The sequence below is a fragment of the Micromonospora sp. CPCC 206060 genome, from assembly GCF_036906895.1.
In the GTDB taxonomy this organism is placed as follows: Bacteria; Actinomycetota; Actinomycetes; order Mycobacteriales; family Micromonosporaceae; genus Micromonospora.
This window is the reverse complement of the sequence record NZ_JBAKHU010000019.1, coordinates 62,793-80,064: the sequence shown is the minus strand read 5'-3', so window position 1 is coordinate 80,064 and position 17,272 is coordinate 62,793. Positions and strand designations below refer to the sequence as shown.

The following is a 17,272-nucleotide window of genomic DNA, read 5'->3' as shown; positions in this document are numbered from 1 at the left end:
CCTCGACCGGTCGGGAGGCCCCTGGCCTGCCCTGTGCCGGGGACGGCAGGGGCGGGTGGGCGCCGTCAGCCGGCTCTGCGCACGCCCACCGGTGGGCCGAACCGGACCGGGACACCGGGCGAGTACAGCACGCTCACCGGCGGTCCGGTCACCGCCGGCAGCCCGGCGGCGGTGACCAGTTCGTCGTCCAGGTGCCGCAGTTCCGCCCGGTGCAGTGGCCAGCGGGGATGCCAGTTCGGCAGGTGCAGCGTGCGCCCGTACGCCCGGGTGTGCAGCCCCCAGCGGGCGGTGACGAAGTGCTCCAGCGGGGTCGGCTCGGCGATCGGCGCACCGACCCGGACCACCAGCCGGCTCGTCGTACCGATCGGGCCGGGCCAGCGCCGTCGGCAGCGGTAGGTGAGGCAGTCCCCGTCGCGGTCCAGCCGCATCGCCGACCACATGTACGGCAGCCCGAGGCTCAGCCGGGCGACCAGCACCGGGACCAGCCGCGACGCATCGAGCGAGCGGAACACCACGGCCCGGCGGCCGGTGTCGTCGACCGAGTAGAGCCGGACGTTGGTCTCCCAGAAGGTGCCGAGGTACGGCACTCCCGGTCCCCAGCCGAGGCCCAGCCCGACCATCCGGAAGCCGATCAGGCCGACGTAGGTGATCCCGTCGAGGGTGTCCGGGCGGGTCCCGGCGGGTAGCAGAGGCGCGACGGTCTCCGGCGCGACCGCCCAGTGCAGGAAGGTGAGATCCTGCCAGCGCTGCCGCAGGACCGCCCGGGGGAACGCCTGTCCGGGCGCGGGGTCGACGGGCTCGATGTGCACCTACCCATCGTGCCCCGCCCGGGACACGTTTCCCCCTGGGACCCGGGCTCAGCGGTGCCGCCCAGGCCGTCGCGAAGAGTACCGACGGTCCCGGGACGACGGGGTCGTGCCCTGCTCGGAGGGCGCCCCGTCACCGGTGCCGGGGCGGCGCGGCGCTGTCGCGGATGACGAGTTCGGTGGCGAGCTCGACCCGCGGGCTCTCGATCTTCTCGCCGTGGGCCAGTCGCAGCACGGTACGCGCGGCCAGCATGCCCATCTCGGCCAGGGGTTGACGGACCGTGGTCAGCGGCGGGGAACACCATCTGACCTCGGGCAGGTCGTCGAAGCCGACCACGCTGATCTCGTCGGGTACCCGCAGACCCCGCTTGCGGACCGCCTCGTAGACGCCGAGTGCCATCTGGTCGCTGGAGGCGAAGATGGCGGTGGGCGGGTCGGGCAGGGCCAGCAGTTGGGTACCGGCGACGTAGCCGGACTCGTGGTAGAAGTTGCCGGGGCGGATGAGTGCGTCGTCGACGGCGATACCGGCACCCTCCAGTGCGGCCCGGTAACCGTCCATCCGGGCTCGGCTGCACATCAACTGCGGTGGGCCGGCGATGAAACCGATCCGGCGGTGGCCGAGCCCGATCAGGTACTGGTTGGCTCCCAGGCTGCCCGCCCAGTTGGTGGCACCGATGGTGGGGGCCTGCTGGGGCGCCACCCCGGCGGGGTCGACGATGACCACGGGGAGGTTGAGCCGGCGCAGTTCGGCTTGCAACGGCGGGGCCACCATCGAGGTCACGAAGATGACCCCTTCGGTGGAGCGGGCGCGCATGTTGTCGAGCCACTGCTTGGCCGAGGAGGTGCGCCGGTGGATGGCCGATACGACGGTGCCGACGCCGCTGCCGTGCGCGACGTCCTCCACCCCACGGATGATCTCCACGGCCCAGGGGCTGTCGAGGTCGTTGAAGACCAGGTCGATCAGGGCGGAGTTGGGGTTCCTGCTCGACGGGCGGCGGCGGTAGCCGTGCCGGGTGAGCAGCTCCTCGACGCGCTCCCGGGTCTGCGGGGCGACGTCGGAGCGGCCGTTGATGACCCGGGAGACCGTGGGCACGGAAACGCCGGCCAGGCGCGCGATCATCGCGATGGTGACGTTTCGACTGGTGTCGGAGCCCACGGTCCGCCCTTTCGTCTTCCCTGGACCTACGGTCGCAGAAGGCTACCGCAGCGGGTGTGTGTCACCCCTTGACGCTGCCGGCCAGGCCGCCGACGAGCTGGCGCTCGGCCAGGGCGTAGAAGCCCAGCGCCGGGAGCATGGACAGCACCACGTAGGCGAGTACCCGGGCGGTGTCGTCGGCGTACTGACCCTGGAACGCCTGGACCCCGACGGGGAGGGTCCACCAGCTCTGGTCGGTGAACACGACCAGCGGGAGCATGAAGTTGTTCCAGCTGGTCACGATGGCCAGGACCGAGACGGTGGCCAGGGCGGGGCGGGCCATCGGCAGCAGGACCCGCCAGAAGAACCCGAAGGGGGTACATCCGTCCAGGATGGCGGCCTCCTCGACCTCGCCGGGGATGGTGCGGAAGAACTGGCGCAGGATGATGATGGTGATCGGTAGTCCGAAGGCCGCCTAGGGCAGGATCACCCCGAGCGGGTTGTCCAGCAGGCCCATGCCACGCAGCAGGACGAACAGCGGCAGGATGGCCACCGCGAACGGGAACATCAGCCCGACCGCGAACAGGGTGAACAGCAGTTCCCGGCCCCGGAACGCGAAGCGGGCGAAGACGAACGAGGCCATCGCCGCCGCGCCGACCATGACGAGCGTGCCGGACACGGCGATGAGGACGCTGTTGCCCAGTTGCCGCCAGAACACCCCGGAGGTGAGGATGCCGGTGTAGTTCCCGGTCACCCAGGGGTCGGGCCAGCCGAGCGGGTTGGTGGAGAGCTGCCCGTTGTCCTTGAACCCGCCGAGCACCCCGAACCAGACCGGTACGACGATGAGTGCGCCGACGGCGATGCAGACGAGGTGCAGCACGAGGCGGCGGGCCCGCAGGGCCGGGTTCGGCGTGCTGGTCATCGCTGGACCCCCTGGCTGGTGATCGCGCCCTCGGTGTCGCGGCGCAGGACGACGCGCTGGTAGAACAGGGCGAAGACGAGGCTGAGGATGAACATGACGATGCTGATCGCGCTGGCGTAGCCGACCTCGAAGCGCCGGAAGCCGTACTGGTACATGGTCACGGCCATGGTTTCCGAGGCGTGGATCGGGCCGCCGCCGGTGAGTACCCAGACCATGTCGAACAGTTGGATGGTGCCGATGACCGACAGGAAGACGCTGATCCGGATCGTCGGCCCGAGCAGGGGCAGGGTGACGTACCGGAAGGCCTGCCAGGAACTGGCCCCGTCGGTGGTGGCGGCCTCGGACAGTTCCTTGGGGATGCCCTGTCGGGCGGCCAGGAAGAGGATCATGTAGAGACCGAAGTACTTCCAGGAGACCACCAGGAAGACGGCGAACAGCACGGTGTCCGGGTCGGCGAAGATCGCACCGGCATCGGCACCCAGCCACCGCGACATCGTGCCGCCCAGTCCCCGGTTGGGTGAGAACACCAGGGTGAACAGGACCGCGGTGGTGACCTCGGAGAGCACGTACGGGGCGAAGAAGATCAGCCGGTAGCCGCTACGGCCGGTCAGCGGCTGGTTGAGGAGCATGGCCAGGCCCAGCGCGGCGGGTAGCTGGATCACCAGGGACAGCACGATCAGTACGAGTGCGCGCCACAGGTCACCGCGGAAGGTCGGGTCGGCGAAGGCGCGGGTGTAGTTGTCCAGCCCGACGAAGTTCTCCGGCAGACCGAAGCCGTTCCACTTGTACAGGCTGGCGTAGCTGGCCACCGCGATGGGGGCGATGACCAGCAGCAGGAACAGCGCCAGGGACGGGGTCAGGAAGGCGGCCAGGGTGCCCCGGCGGCTGGGCCGGGGCTGGCGGCCACGGCGTCGCGTGGTGCCCGGCCCCGGTGCCGGTGGGTCGGTCGCCGGGTCACCGCGCCCCACCGTCGACATGGTCGAGGACCTGGTCATGCCTGCTCCACTCGGTTCTCGCCGCCGGCTACGGGTCGGGGGATGGTCATGGCCTACTGGCTCTTCGCCACCGCAGTGATGTCCTTGACGATCTGCGCGGGCGTCCTGGTGCCGGCGATCAGCTCGGCCACGCTGTCGTTGACCTGCTGGCCGACGGCGGGCGGGTACGCCTGGTCGAGGTAGAGCTGGAAGCCGGTGGCGCTGGCCAGGCTCTCCGCGACGATCTTGTTGTTCGGGTCGGAGATGGCCGCTGCGGCGTCCTTGACGGTCGGCAGCACCGCACCGGTCTGGGCGGCCTTGCGCTGGTTGTCGGCGGTGAGCAGGGTCCTGAGGAAGTCGACGGTCGTGGCGGGGGCGTCCTTGCCGACGGCGAAGCCGTTGCCGCCGCCGAACGCCTCCGAGGCGGCGCCCTTGCCGCCGTCGACGGCGGGGAACGGGAAGAAGCCGAGTTTGTCGCCGATCCCCTTCTTGCCGGTGGAGCTCGACGCCTGCACCGACGGCGCCCACTGGCCCATCAGTTCCATGGCCGCGCCGCCGTTGCCCATGGTGGCAGCCTGCCCGTCCGGGGAGCTGTAGTCCGCGCCCAGGAAGCCCTTCTGGAACGGTTGCAGGTCGATCAGTTCCTTGAGCCGTTCACCGGCGGCGATGAAGTCGGGGGTGTCGAAGTTGTTGTCCTTGGCGGCCTGTTGCAGGGCACCGAGCCCGCCGATACGCATCGCCAGGTAGGCCCAGTAGTAGTGGGCCGGCCACTTCTCCTTGCCGGCCAACGCGATCGGTACCGTCCCGGCCGCCTTGAGCTTGCGGACCGCGTCGAGGACGCCGCTCCAACTGGTGGGTGCGGCAGTGATGCCGGCCCGGGCGAAGAGGTCCTTGTTGTACCAGAAGCCGACCATGCCGACGTCGAACGGGACGCCGTAGATCCTGCCGTCGATGGTGAACGGCTGCACGGCGGCGGGCAGCAGACCACCGATCCAGGGCTGCACGTCGTCGGTGAGGTCCTTGACCAGACCTGCGTCCACCTGCTGCCTGAGCACGCCGCCGCCCCATGACTGGAACAGGTCGGGTGGGGATCCGGCCTGGGTGGCGGTGGTCAGCTTGGCCTTGAACGCCTCGTTCTCCAGCGGCTGGATCTCGACGGTGACGTCGGGGTGTGCGCCCTGGTACTCCTGGGCCATCGCCGCCCACACCGGCAGCATCGGCTCGGTGTTCTGGATGTGCCACCAGTTGATGGTCTGCGGGCCGTCCGGTTTGCCGGACTCCCCGTCGCCACAGGCGCTGAGCAGATAGGCGCCAGCACCGGCGCCGACGAGGCCGAGCAGCGTTCTGCGGGAGAGATGCGCTGTCATGATCCATCCCTTCGGGGGACGCACGAGGTGCTCGGATGCCGATCGAGCCGGCAGGACTCACCCGGTAATCTTCGGAACTTCCGGTGGTTCGCCGGTATTACCAATTGATGGTCGGCACGCTACGGCGTGGTTTCCGACCCGGTCAAGGGGCCTGTCCTATCACGACGTGGGCGGCTAACGTGATGGGTACTTCCCGAGCTTCCGGGTCGACCATCCGGAAGTTTCTCGAAAGCCACACCAGAGGAGCCGACGTGTCGACCGAGACCGCTGACGTGGCGACCGCTGCCCGATCGATCCGCAATCCCGTCCTCGCCGGGTTCCACCCGGACCCGTCGATCCTGCGGGTCGGCGACGACTACTACCTGGCCACCTCGACCTTCGAGTGGTACCCGGGGGTCCGCGTGCACCATTCCCGCGACCTCGTGCACTGGCGTGCGCTGGGCGGGATCATCACCGAGCGCCGCCTGCTCGACCTGCGCGGCTGCGGCGACTCCAACGGGGTGTGGGCTCCCGACCTGACCTACGTCGACGGCGAGTTCCTCCTCGTGTACAGCGACGTGGCCAGCTTCGCCAGCGGCTACTGGGACCCGCAGAACTACCTGGTCACCGCGCCCGACATCACCGGTCCCTGGTCGGATCCGGTGAAACTGCACGGGCGCGGTTTCGACGCCTCGCTGTTCCACGACGACGACGGCACCACCTGGATGTTGAGCATGAGCGCGGACTGGCGCCCCGGTCGTGACCGCTTCGCCGGCATCGAGATCCAGCGCTACGACCGCGCCACGCGCCGTCTCGTCGGCCGGCCCCGACTCCTGTTCACCGGCACCCCGGTCGGGCTCACCGAGGGCCCGCACCTGTACCGCCACGACGGCTGGTACTGGCTGATCACCGCCGAGGGGGGTACCAGCTGGGAGCACCAGGTCACCGTGGCGCGCTCACGCGAGCTGTTCGGGCCGTACGAGGTGGACCCGGCCGGGCCGCTACTGACCTCCGTGGGCCGGCCGGACCTGCGGTTGCAGAAGGCCGGCCACGGCAGCATGCGGACGGCGACTGGTACCTCGCCCACCTGGTGGGCCGCCCCTACACGCCGCTGGGCAACTGTGTACTCGGTCGGGAGACCGCGATCCAGCGGGTCGAGTGGCCGCCGGGTGGCTGGCCCCACATTCCCGGGGGCGTGCCGGCGGACGAGGTGACGGTGACCGGGCTGCCCGCGCACCCGTGGCCGGCCGAGCCCGCCACCGACCACTTCGACGCCGCAGAGTTGGGTCCGTGCTGGTCCACGTTGCGCCGGCCGGCCACCCCGGACTGGGTTGACCTGCGGGTCCGCCCGTCGCACCTGAGAATCCACGGCGGACAGTCACCGGTGGGCAGGCAGACGCCCAGCCTGGTCGCGCGGCGCGTCGGCGCGACGCACTGCTCGTTGGAGACCGTGGTCGAGTTCGACCCGGTCGACCACCGCCAACTGGCCGGGATCACCGCCTACTACAACACGCTCAACTGGCACCACCTCTACCTGACCCGCGCCGACGACGGCCGGACCGTACTGGAGCTGCTCAGCTCCGACAGCGGCCGGCGTACCCCGTATCCGGAGCTGACCGTCGACGCCACCGGCGTCGCCCGGGTCGGCCTGCGGGCGGTGTTCGACGGGCCCGCCGTACGCTTCTGCTACGACCTCGGTGACGGGTGGCGGCAGGTTCCGATGGACCTGGACGCGACCATCCTGTCCGACGAGCACGCCGCCCTGATCATCGACGGGGAGCCGGCGGCCTGGGGTTTCACCGGGGCGTTCCTCGGCCTGTGGGTGCAGGATCTCGGTGGCGACGGTGTCTACGCCGACTTCGACCTGGCCACCTACCGGGAACACTGACCGGCACCTCTCGGCCGCGCCCATCGGACCCGGTCCGCCGTCCAGGCGGGCCGGGTTCTGCGTGCTCCTCCCCAGGTTGCCCGGCCGGACAGTGTCCGGGAGTTTTCCGGTCTCCCTGAGCACAGCGTGTACGCCGAAGCCGGTGCGGAACGATGCGCTACCGCCGAACACGCCGTACCGCAGGCCGGGCTCCGGTACTTCCGCGCTCCCTACGGCGCCTGGGGGCAGACCCCCGCCGTGGCCGCCTCCCTGGGCATGCAGCCGCTCGGTTGGCGGCTGGCCGTCGGCGACTGGGAACCCCCGGGCACCGACGAACTCGTCCGCCGCCTGCTCGACGGCGTCACACCCGGCGCCGTGGTACTGATGCACGACGGCGGCGGGGACCGCAGCCAGACCGTCGAGGCGGTCGACCGCGTCGTGCCCATCCTGAGGGCGGAACGCTGGCGGTTCACCCTGCCACGGAAACGTGCCTGACCACGTTCCGACCACCCACCGTACGAGGTCACGCCGCCAGCGCCGGCCGGTGGTGGTCCGCCGTCCTTCTTCCCTGCCGGAGGCGACGGCGTCCGTCCGCGTGCGCCGCGAGGGCAGACATGACATACGCGGCGTCGCGTCCGACGCCACGCAGGGTGTTCGAGGCGAAGGTTCGCTGAAACTCCAGCCCCAGGTAGACCAGGCCGGGGTGGGTGGTGGAGATCCCGCCCGCCTGCCGCGGGACGCCCCGGTCGAGGGCGTCGAGGGGGGTGAGGTAGTCGAGGTCCGGGCGGTAACCGGTGGCGAAGATGACCGCGTCGACCGGTTCGGTGGTGCCGTCGCTCCAGACGACGCCGTCGGGCGTGAAGGCGGTGAACATGTCCCACCGGGGAAGCTCGCCCGAGGTGATGGCATCGCGGTAGCGGCCTGTGTCGAGCACGGTGGCGTGTCGGACGAGACGGGTGATGACCGCGCGCGGCAGGCGGTCGGCACCGGTGACGCGCAGCCAGTGGTGCAGGTCCCGGCCTCGGATGCGTTGGGGGAGGAGCTGGACCGGTTCGCGGGTCGCCAGGGCCACCCGGGCGTGGGAGGCGAGCTCGTAGGCAACCTGGACGGCGGAGTTGCCTGCGCCCACGACGACGACCCGCTTGCCGCCGTACGTTTCGGGGCCGCGGTAGCCGGCGACGTGCCGCAGGTCCCCGGCGTACTCGCCCTGTCCGGGCAGGGTCGGCAGGTGCGGGTTGCCGAAGGACCCCGTGGCGGCGACGATCCCGACAGCGGGCAGGTCGTCGCCGGCATCGGTGCGGACGAGGTATCCCCCGCCCGTGCGGGCGTGCACGGCGACCGCCCGGGTACGGGTACGGATGTCGACGTCGATGGCCTGGGCGTAGCGGCGGAGGTAGGCCGTGACCTCGTCTCGGCGCGGGTAGCGGTCCGGGTCGCCACCGAAGGGCATTCCGGGCAGCGCGCTGTGGCGGGCGGGCGAGAAGAGGGTGAGGCTGTCGTAGTAGTCCGACCAGGAGCCCACCGGCTGGGCACCGGCGTGCAGGACGACGGGTCGCAGACCGACGGTCAGGGCGGCTCGGGCGGCGGCGAGGCCGGACTCGCCGCCGATGATGATCACTGGCTCCATTCGGTCGCTCATACCACGATCATATCGTCGTTTTGTTGAATGACAATATGATGATGACGGGGAAAGGTGGAACCATGAGCCACACCGCGGCCGGACAACCGGCCGGAACGCAGAGTGCCGCCACCACCCCGGCGGGCCTCGCGCCCCGGACGCAGGAGTTCATCAGGGCCCTCGGCAGCCCCACCCGGCAACAGATCATGATGCTGTTCGCCCACGGCGCCGAACTGTCGGTGGGCGAGGTGGCCGAGCGGGTCGGCATCAGCCAGGCCACCGCGTCGCAACAGTTGACCCTGCTACGACGTGGCGGGGCAGCCACCTCGCGACGCGACGGCAAGACAGTGCTCTACCGGGCCGACCGCGACGGCGCCCGGGCAGCCCTGGCCGACCTTCAGTCCTACCTCGCGACCTGCTGCTGATCACGCTTCACACCGAGACCCCACCACCCGATCGACCGACGCCGGAACCCCGACCCCCGGCAACAGCTTGACTCCACATGAACGCTCAGTAATAGTTGAGTCAATGGAAGTTGAGCTTTCTGCCCTCGCGGGGCGCGCCCGGATCCACGCCGCTCTCGGCGACCCGGCGCGCCTGGCGATCGTGGACGCACTCACCCTGGGCGACGCCTCCCCCGGGGAGATCGCCCACACCCTCGACCTGCCGACCAACCTGGTCGCCCACCACGTCAAGGTCCTCACGGACGCGGGCCTCGTGACCAAAGGCCGCTCCGAGGGGGACCGTCGCCGCACCTACCTGCGGCTGCGCCCGGAAACCCTCGCCGCCCTCGCCACCCCACGCCTGACCGGGGTCGAGCGGGTGGTGTTCGTGTGCACCCACAACTCGGCCCGCTCGCAGTTGGCCGCCGCACTGTGGAAGCGCCGCACCAACAGCGCCGCCGCCTCCGCCGGCACGAAGCCAGCGCTCCGCGTCCACCCCCGGGCGATCGCGGTCGCCCACCGCCACCACCTCGACCTCGACCCGACCGGCACCGCCCACGTCAGCGAGGTCGTGCGCGGCAACGACCTGGTCATCGCCGTGTGCGACAACGCCCACGAGGACCTGACCGGGCCCGTGCGCCCCCGCCTGCACTGGTCGGTCCCGGACCCGGTCCGCGTGGACACCGACGAGGCGTTCGAATCCGCCTACGCCGACCTCGCCGACCGGGTCGACCGGCTCGCCCCCGCCGTCATCCCCGGAGATCCCCAATGACCGACACCAGCCCCCACCTGCGCGCCGACATCGTCATCGACCAGCAACTCGCCCTACGCACCGCCACGACCCGCCTCGCTACGGAGTTCGACGGCACCTACGGCGCCGAAACGATCGGCGCGGAGTTCCCCAAGCCGTGGACCGACGAGGTGGTCCGCGCCGCAGAGGTCGTGATCACCATGGGCTGCGGCGACGCCTGCCCCGTCTTCCCCGGCACCCGCTACGAGAACTGGGACCTCAACGACCCCACCGGCCTCGACCTGGCGAACGTGCGGCCGATCCGTGACGAGATCGAACGCCGCGTACGCCGCCTCCTCGACGACCTGACGTCCCCACCACCCGATAACAACCACCACCGTCCCGACCACCTCGGGCGACACCGCCACTCTGCTCCGCCTTCTCATCACCCGGTCAACCGGCGCTACGAGCCCGGCCGCTATGGGCTGCTCGACCGCGACAGCATTCCTGGCCACCAGCCCGACCCACTCGGAACCGAGCCGAGAACCGAGCCCTGCGACCCGCACTGCACGAAAGGCCCGTCATGACCGACAAGCCCAGCGTCCTGTTCGTCTGCGTCCACAACGCCGGCCGTTCCCAGATGGCCGCCGGCTGGCTGCGCCACCTCGCCGGGGACACCGTCGAGGTCCGCTCCGCCGGATCCGCACCCGCCACCACCGTCAACCTGGCCGCCGTCGAGGCCATGGCCGAGGTCGGCATCGACATCACCGACCAAACCCCGAAACTACTGGAGTACACCACCGCCGAATCCTCCGACGTCATCATCACCATGGGCTGCGGCGACGTCTGCCCCGTCTTCCCCGGCAAGCGGTACGAGGACTGGAAACTGGAAGACCCCGCCGGCAAGGACGTCGACGCCGTCCGCCCGATCCGCGACGAGATCCGCACGCGGGTCGAGCAGCTCCTCACCGAGCTGCGCCCCACCGTCTGACCCCGGCCCTCCCGCGTCGCCCGCCATAGGCGGTCAGGTCAGGTCCGCAGGCGTTCGCCGTGGTGCGCCACGCTCCACCGGATCCAGGCCGAGGCGTACGCACGGGAGGGGCGTCGACCGCCGGCCACTGGACCGGTGTGACCGGGGCGCACCGGAGCGAAAACTTGCTCATGATCGCTTGCGCCGCGCAAAGCCCGCGCCGCCCCAACCGACCGCATCCGCGACTTAACGGATATAGCAGCATCAACGCCGTCGCCGAGACCGTGGACACCAGTTACCGATCCCGGATATTCCCATCAGTTTGGCCGATTTTCGCGGAACTCCAGCCCGGCCGGCGGACCCGGCTCACCCAATCGGTGCCAGAACCGCCCTCCGCACTCACTAACAGCAATGAAGCGCTGTTTCCTAGACCCCGCGCGAGATCATGTTACGTCAATGTCTCAACCGGATTTCGGAATCGCGCAGCCTCGCCGACCACCGACCACGCAAGGTGACTCCGGGACTGACGGCGCAGGTGCACCCAAGGGGGTCCGGTCGCAGGAGATCAGCCAACCGAAGCGAAAGATCGCGGCGCCGTACCGAACGAATGGGATCCTGAAAGCGAGACCACGAACGGATGTCCGGAGCTTCGGATATCGCACCCAGCCAAAGCGTGGACACTACACGAACGACATATCAGCCACTCAAATTAGATTCTGCACGGTCAATACCCCCAGACCAGTCACCATCCACTATTCTCAGACCAGCCACCATCCACTACCCTCAGACCGGTCACCATCCGCCGTAAAGAGGAACCGCCCAGCTCGCCGGTCCACCGACTAGCGCCCTGGGCAGGAGGGGCTCGTTCGGGTGTTCAGTCGTATCGCCATCGTCAACCGTGGTGAGGCCGCGATGCGGCTCATCCACGCCGTCCGGGACCTGGCCGCGGAGACCGGGAATCCGATCGAGACCGTCGCGCTGCACACCGACGTCGACCGCACGGCCACCTTCGTGCGGGAGGCCGACATCGCCTACGAGCTCGGTCCCGCATCCGCGCGCCCGTACCTGGACCTGAAGGTGCTGGAGCGGGCGCTGGTGGAGACCGGGGCCGACGCGGCATGGGTCGGCTGGGGCTTCGTCGCCGAGGACCCGGCGTTCGCGGAGCTGTGCGCGCGGATCGGCGTCACCTTCGTCGGACCGAGCCCGGACGCGATGCGCAAGCTCGGCGACAAGATCGGCGCGAAGCTGATCGCCGAGGAGGTCGGCGTGCCGGTCGCGCCGTGGAGCCGCGGCGCGGTGGAGACCCTGGAGGCCGCGGTGGCAGCGGCAGCCGGGATCGGCTACCCGCTGATGCTGAAGGCGACCGCCGGCGGCGGTGGGCGCGGCATCCGGGTGATCACGAACGAGGCCGAGCTGGTGGACGCCTACGAGCGCACCAGCCAGGAGGCCGCGCGGGCGTTCGGCAGCGGCGTCGTGTTCCTGGAGCGTCTGGTCACCGGCGCCCGGCACGTCGAGGTCCAGGTGATCGCCGACGGTCAGGGCACGGCATGGGCGCTCGGTGTCCGTGACTGCTCGGTGCAGCGGCGTAACCAGAAGGTCATCGAGGAGTCGGCCTCGCCGGTGCTCAGCCCCGACCAGGCGGCCGAGCTGAAGGCGTCGGCCGAACGGCTGGCCGTCGCGGTCGGTTACCGGGGCGCGGCGACCGTCGAGTTCCTGTACCACCCCGGTGACCGGCTGTTCGCGTTCCTGGAGGTCAACACCCGCCTCCAGGTCGAGCACCCGATCACCGAGTCCACCACCGGCTTCGACCTGGTCAAGGCGCAGCTGCACGTGGCCTCGGGCGGGCGCCTCGACGGCACCCCGCCGGTGGAGCGCGGCCACGCCATCGAGGCCCGGCTGAACGCCGAGGACCCCGACCGCGACTTCGCGCCGTCCCCGGGCCGCATCACCCGGCTGGACCTGCCCGCCGGACCGGGCATCCGGGTGGACACCGGCGTCAGCCAGGGTGACACGATCCCCGCCAACTTCGACTCGATGATCGCGAAGATCATCGCCTACGGCCGCGACCGCAGCGAGGCGCTCGGCAGGCTGCGCCGGGCGATGGCGCAGACCACGGTGGTCATCGAGGGCGGCGCGACCAACAAGAGCTTCGTGCTCGACCTGCTCGACCAGCCCGAGGTGATCGACGCCAGCGCGGACACCGGCTGGATCGACCGCGTCCGCGGCGAGGGCAGGCTCGTCTCGCACCGGCACTCCGCCGTCGCGCTGGCGGCCGCCGCCATCGAGGCGTACGAGGAGGAGGAACGCGTCGAGCGGCAGCGGCTGCTGTCCACGGCGTTCGGCGGACGCCCGCAGGTGCAGCACGACAGTGGCCGCCCGCTGGACCTCAAGTTGCGGGGCGTCGGCTACCGCGTGCGGGTGGCGCGGGTCGGCGCACACCGGTTCCGCGTCGGCATCGAGGTGGGCGACGACATACGCACCGCCGACGTCGAGCTCGACCGCTTCGACCGGCACACCGGGCAGGTCGTCGTCAACGGCACCCGGTACCGCCTGCTCACCGACACGCACGGGCCGATCCACCTGGTGGAGGTCGACGGTGTGACGCACCGGGTCAGCCGCGACGAGGGTGGCGTCGTCCGCTCGCCCGCGCCCGCGCTGGTCGTCGCCACGCCGCTGAAGGTCGGCGCCGAGGTCGAGGCAGGCGCCCCGGTGCTGGTGCTGGAGAGCATGAAGATGGAGACGGTGCTGCGGGCGCCGTTCCGGGCCCGGCTGAAGGAATGCGCCGTGTCCGTGGGCAGCCAGGTGGAGACCGGTGCACCGCTGCTGCGGCTGGAGCCGCTCGCCGACGACACCGCCGAAGCCGAGGACACCTCGTCCGCCGGGTCCGTCGAGCTGGACCTGCCCGCCGCGCCCGCCACGATCCCGGCCCGGAATCGCGCCACGCGTGGCCAGGAGGACCTGCGCAGCCTGCTGCTGGGCTTCGACGTCGACCCGCACGACGAGCGCCGGGTGCTCGACGACTACCTCGCCGCGCGTCGGGCGGCCACCGAGGACGGCCACCGGCCGCTGGCCGAGGAACTCGCCCTCATCGAGGTCTTCGCCGACCTCGCCGAGCTGAGCCGCAACCGGCCGGCGGGTGAGGACGGCGGCGGTGCCGGGCACGTACCCAGCGCCCGCGAGTACTTCCACACCTACCTGCAGAGCCTCGACGTCGAGCGGGCCGGGCTGCCGGAGGCGTTCCAGGCCAAGCTCGCCAAGGCGCTCGGGCACTACGGTGTCACCGAGCTGGAGCGCTCCCCCGACCTCGAAGCCGCAGTGTTCCGGATCTTCCTCGCCCAGCAGCGTGCCTCCGCCGACGCCCGGGTGATTGCGACGTTGCTGCGCGCGTGGCTGCGGGAGCCGCCGCCGGACGAGACGCTGCGCGAGCCGGCCGGTCTGGCGCTGGAGCGGCTGGTGTCCGCGACGCAGGTCCGCTTCCCGGTGGTCTCCGACCTCGCGCACGGGGTGGTGTTCGCCTGGTTCGCCCAGCCGCTGCTGCGCCGGACCCGCGCCCGCGTCTACGCCGACGTCCGCCGGCACCTGCGCCACCTGGACGCGCACCCGGACGCGTCGGACCGCGCCGAGCGCATCGCCGAGATGGTCCGCAGCACCGAGCCGCTGGTGCGGCTGCTCGGCCAGCGGCTGGTCCGCGACCACCTGGACAACTCGATCATGCTGGAGGTGCTGACCCGGCGGTACTACGGCAACAAGGGACTCACCGGCGTCCGCACCCGCGAGGTCGCGGGCTGCACGTTCGTGGTCGCCGAGCGGGCGGACTCGTGCGTGGTCTCCTCGGCGGTGAGCTTCGACGCGCTGGGCGGCGCGCTGCGCGGCCTCGCCGAGCTGGCGAGCGGCGAGGACGCCATCGACGCCGACATCTACCTCGCCTGGGAGCGGCAGCCGGCGGACTTCGACGCGATGGCCGCCGCGCTGCACGAGGTCATCAGCGCGCACCCGTTGCCGACCCAGGTCCGCCGGCTCACCGCCACCGTCGCGGGCCGCAGCGGTGCGGTGATGCACCACCACTTCACGTTCCGCCCGTCGACCACCGGGATGACCGAGGAGCGGCTGATCCGTGGCCTGCACCCGTACATCGCGCAGCGGATGCAGTTGGAGCGGCTGCGCAAGTTCGACCTCACCCGGCTGCCGTCGTCGGACGAGGAGGTCTACCTCTTCCAGTGCGTGGCGCGGGAGAACCCGTCGGACGACCGCCTCGTGGCGTTCGCGCAGGTACGCGACCTGACCGAGTTGCGCGAGCACGACGGCAGGCTGGTCGCGCTGCCCACGGCCGAGGACACCATCGCCACCTGCCTCGACTCGATCCGCCGGGCGCAGTCGCAGCGGCCGTCGAAGAAGCGCTTCAACACCAACCGGATCGTGATCTACGTCTGGCCGCCGAGCGACATCACCCGCGCGGAGCTGGAGATGATCGCCGGGCGGGTGCTGCCGACGACCGCGGGCGCCGGGCTGGAGGAGATCCTGTTCATCGCGCGGCAGCGCGACCGGAACACCGGCGAACTGACCAAGGTCGCCGTGCGCATCTCCTTCGACGCCACCGGCGGCACCGAGCTGACCGTCGGCGAGCCGTCGGACGAGCCGCTCGAGCCGCTCGACGACTACCGGCAGAAGGTACTGCGCGCGAGCAGCCGCAACACGGTGTACCCGTACGAGCTGACCGGCCTGCTCGGCGACTTCGTGGAGCACGACCTCGACGGCAACCACGCGCTGGTGCCGGTCGACCGACCGAAGGGCCGCAACACCGCGGCGATCGTCGCGGGCGTGGTCACCACGCCGACCCGGCGGCACCCGCAGGGCATCACCAGGGTCGTACTGCTCGGTGACCCGACGAAGTCGCTCGGCGCGCTGTCGGAGCCGGAGTGCCGCCGCGTGATCGCCGCGCTGGACCTGGCCGAGCGGCTGCGGGTGCCGCTGGAGTGGTACGCGCTGTCCTCCGGTGCCCGGATCTCGATGGAGTCGGGCACGGAGAACATGGACTGGGTGGCTGCGGCGCTCAAGCGGATCGTCGAGTTCACCCAGGACGGCGGCGAGATCAACATCGTGGTCGCGGGCATCAACGTCGGTGCGCAGCCGTACTGGAACGCCGAGGCGACGATGCTCATGCACACCAAGGGCATCCTGGTGATGACGCCGGACTCGGCGATGGTGCTCACCGGCAAGCAGTCGCTCGACTTCTCCGGTGGCGTGTCGGCCGAGGACAACTTCGGCATCGGCGGCTACGACCGGGTGATGGGCCCGAACGGGCAGGCGCAGTACTGGGCGCCGAACCTGGGCGCCGCGCGGGACGTGCTGATGTCGTACTACGACCACACGTACGTCGCACCCGGCGAGGACGCCCCACGGCGGGCGACCACGACCGACCCCGTCGACCGCGACGTCTCCGACTTCCCGCACGTCGTGGCGGGCAGCGACTTCACCACCGTCGGCGAGATCTTCTCCGCCGAGGCCAACCCTGACCGCAAGAAGCCGTTCGACATCCGGACGGTGATGCGGGCGCTCTCCGACCAGGACCACCCGGTGCTGGAACGCTGGGCGGGCATGGCCGACGCGGAGACCGCCGTGGTGCAGGACGTACACCTCGGTGGCATGCCGGTGTGCCTGCTCGGCATCGAGTCACGGTCGGTGCCGCGGCGCGGCTTCCCGCCCACCGACGGCCCGGACACCTACACCGCGGGCACGCTGTTCCCACGGTCGTCGAAGAAGGCCGCGCGGGCGATCAACGCGGCCAGCGGCAACCGGCCGCTGGTGGTGCTGGCGAACCTGTCGGGCTTCGACGGCTCGCCGGAGTCGATGCGGAAGCTGCAGCTGGAGTACGGCGCCGAGATCGGCCGCGCGATCGTGAACTTCCGCGGGCCCATCGTGTTCTGCGTGATCTCGCGGTACCACGGCGGCGCGTTCGTGGTGTTCTCGAAGGCGCTGAACCCGAACATGACCGTACTCGCGCTGGAGGGCTCGTTCGCCTCGGTGCTCGGCGGCGCCCCCGCCGCCGCGGTGGTGTTCTCCGGCGACGTCAACGCCCGCACCGCGGCCGATTCGCGCGTACGGGACCTGGAGGCCCGCGTCGCGGCGGCCTCCGGTGCCGACCGCGCCGCGCTGACCGCAGAGCTCGACGAACTCCGTTCGTCGGTCCGCGCGGAGAAGCTCGGCGAGGTGGCCGCAGAGTTCGACCGCGTGCACAACATCCAGCGCGCGGTCAAGGTCGGCTCCGTCGACGCCGTCATCCGCGCCGCCGAACTCCGCCCACGGATCATCGAGGCCATCGAGTCCCACCTGCGTTAGCCCCGAAGCCGGCCCGACGCGATGGTCCGTCGGACAGGGACACACCCTGTCCGACGGACCATCCACCAGGTCGCACACGAACATCCACCCGGTTCGCCCCGCCCGGACGGCTCCGGCGGGCCGCG

General features: G+C 70.8%; 15 protein-coding genes. 8 read left to right on the top strand and 7 right to left on the bottom strand.

Annotation, left to right across the window (positions count from 1 at the left end; genetic code table 11):
• Window positions 1-65: 65 nt before the first annotated feature.
• The 6 genes from V6U90_RS14915 to V6U90_RS14890 form a co-directional block, all read right to left on the bottom strand.
• Window positions 66-809, bottom strand: coding sequence for a YqjF family protein (locus tag V6U90_RS14915; protein ID WP_334435934.1), 744 nt, complete (start codon window positions 807-809; stop codon window positions 66-68).
• A gap of 130 nt (window positions 810-939) precedes the next feature.
• Complete coding sequence (locus V6U90_RS14910) at window positions 940-1,926, bottom strand: LacI family DNA-binding transcriptional regulator (protein ID WP_334435932.1); 987 nt, start codon at window positions 1,924-1,926, stop codon at window positions 940-942.
• A gap of 97 nt (window positions 1,927-2,023) precedes the next feature.
• Window positions 2,024-2,398, bottom strand: a complete 375-nt coding sequence (locus tag V6U90_RS14905; RefSeq protein WP_334435989.1) for a carbohydrate ABC transporter permease — start codon at window positions 2,396-2,398, stop codon at window positions 2,024-2,026.
• Between the two features lie 18 nt (window positions 2,399-2,416).
• Window positions 2,417-2,863: a carbohydrate ABC transporter permease gene (locus V6U90_RS14900; RefSeq protein ID WP_334435930.1), complete on the bottom strand. Its 447-nt coding sequence runs from the start codon at window positions 2,861-2,863 to the stop codon at window positions 2,417-2,419.
• Window positions 2,860-3,858, bottom strand: a complete 999-nt coding sequence (locus tag V6U90_RS14895) for a carbohydrate ABC transporter permease (protein ID WP_334435928.1) — start codon at window positions 3,856-3,858, stop codon at window positions 2,860-2,862. Before V6U90_RS14895 ends, V6U90_RS14900 begins: the two co-directional genes overlap by 4 nt.
• 53 nt (window positions 3,859-3,911) lie before the next feature.
• Complete coding sequence (locus tag V6U90_RS14890) at window positions 3,912-5,204, bottom strand: ABC transporter substrate-binding protein (protein WP_334435926.1); 1,293 nt, start codon at window positions 5,202-5,204, stop codon at window positions 3,912-3,914.
• Between the two features lie 251 nt (window positions 5,205-5,455).
• Between V6U90_RS14890 and V6U90_RS14885 the strand changes: the two genes are divergently transcribed.
• The 3 genes from V6U90_RS14885 (at window position 5,456) to V6U90_RS14875 (ending at window position 7,545) form a co-directional block, all read left to right on the top strand.
• A complete protein-coding gene (locus V6U90_RS14885; protein WP_334435924.1) occupies window positions 5,456-6,397 on the top strand; it encodes a family 43 glycosylhydrolase in 942 nt (313 codons plus the stop codon).
• On the top strand, window positions 6,379-7,071 hold the full coding sequence (locus tag V6U90_RS14880) for a hypothetical protein (protein ID WP_334435922.1): 693 nt from the start codon (window positions 6,379-6,381) through the stop codon (window positions 7,069-7,071). Before V6U90_RS14885 ends, V6U90_RS14880 begins: the two co-directional genes overlap by 19 nt.
• Window positions 7,072-7,197: 126 nt before the next feature.
• Window positions 7,198-7,545: a hypothetical protein gene (locus V6U90_RS14875; RefSeq protein WP_334435920.1), complete on the top strand. Its 348-nt coding sequence runs from the start codon at window positions 7,198-7,200 to the stop codon at window positions 7,543-7,545.
• A 28-nt stretch (window positions 7,546-7,573) separates the two neighbouring features.
• Here V6U90_RS14875 and V6U90_RS14870 read toward each other — a convergent pair whose 3' ends face one another.
• Complete coding sequence (locus V6U90_RS14870) at window positions 7,574-8,689, bottom strand: flavin-containing monooxygenase (RefSeq protein WP_334435917.1); 1,116 nt, start codon at window positions 8,687-8,689, stop codon at window positions 7,574-7,576.
• A gap of 62 nt (window positions 8,690-8,751) precedes the next feature.
• On the opposite strand from V6U90_RS14870, the gene V6U90_RS14865 reads away from it, so the two are divergent.
• From V6U90_RS14865 to V6U90_RS14845, 5 genes are all read left to right on the top strand, one after another.
• Entirely contained in the window at window positions 8,752-9,093 is a 342-nt protein-coding gene (locus tag V6U90_RS14865) for an ArsR/SmtB family transcription factor (RefSeq protein WP_334435915.1), read from the top strand.
• A 103-nt stretch (window positions 9,094-9,196) separates the two neighbouring features.
• Window positions 9,197-9,883: an arsenate reductase/protein-tyrosine-phosphatase family protein gene (locus tag V6U90_RS14860; protein ID WP_334435913.1), complete on the top strand. Its 687-nt coding sequence runs from the start codon at window positions 9,197-9,199 to the stop codon at window positions 9,881-9,883.
• Window positions 9,880-10,428 (top strand): hypothetical protein, encoded by a 549-nt coding sequence (locus tag V6U90_RS14855; RefSeq protein WP_334435910.1) that lies wholly within the window; start codon window positions 9,880-9,882, stop codon window positions 10,426-10,428. The genes V6U90_RS14860 and V6U90_RS14855 overlap by 4 nt, the downstream gene beginning before the upstream one ends.
• Entirely contained in the window at window positions 10,425-10,832 is a 408-nt protein-coding gene (locus tag V6U90_RS14850) for an arsenate reductase ArsC (protein ID WP_334435907.1), read from the top strand. Before V6U90_RS14855 ends, V6U90_RS14850 begins: the two co-directional genes overlap by 4 nt.
• Window positions 10,833-11,681: 849 nt before the next feature.
• Window positions 11,682-17,147: an ATP-binding protein gene (locus V6U90_RS14845; RefSeq protein ID WP_334435904.1), complete on the top strand. Its 5,466-nt coding sequence runs from the start codon at window positions 11,682-11,684 to the stop codon at window positions 17,145-17,147.
• The last annotated feature ends 125 nt before the right edge of the window (window positions 17,148-17,272 follow it).

Coding starts and splice junctions, on each gene's coding strand:
- V6U90_RS14910 (WP_334435932.1), bottom strand. CDS start 1,926: ATGATCGCGCGCCTGGCCGGCGTTTCCGTGCCCACGGTCTCCCGGGTC.
- V6U90_RS14900 (WP_334435930.1), bottom strand. CDS start 2,863: ATGACCAGCACGCCGAACCCGGCCCTGCGGGCCCGCCGCCTCGTGCTG.
- V6U90_RS14895 (WP_334435928.1), bottom strand. CDS start 3,858: ATGACCAGGTCCTCGACCATGTCGACGGTGGGGCGCGGTGACCCGGCG.
- V6U90_RS14890 (WP_334435926.1), bottom strand. CDS start 5,204: ATGACAGCGCATCTCTCCCGCAGAACGCTGCTCGGCCTCGTCGGCGCC.
- V6U90_RS14870 (WP_334435917.1), bottom strand. CDS start 8,689: ATGAGCGACCGAATGGAGCCAGTGATCATCATCGGCGGCGAGTCCGGC.
- V6U90_RS14865 (WP_334435915.1), top strand. CDS start 8,752: ATGAGCCACACCGCGGCCGGACAACCGGCCGGAACGCAGAGTGCCGCC.
- V6U90_RS14860 (WP_334435913.1), top strand. CDS start 9,197: ATGGAAGTTGAGCTTTCTGCCCTCGCGGGGCGCGCCCGGATCCACGCC.
- V6U90_RS14855 (WP_334435910.1), top strand. CDS start 9,880: ATGACCGACACCAGCCCCCACCTGCGCGCCGACATCGTCATCGACCAG.
- V6U90_RS14850 (WP_334435907.1), top strand. CDS start 10,425: ATGACCGACAAGCCCAGCGTCCTGTTCGTCTGCGTCCACAACGCCGGC.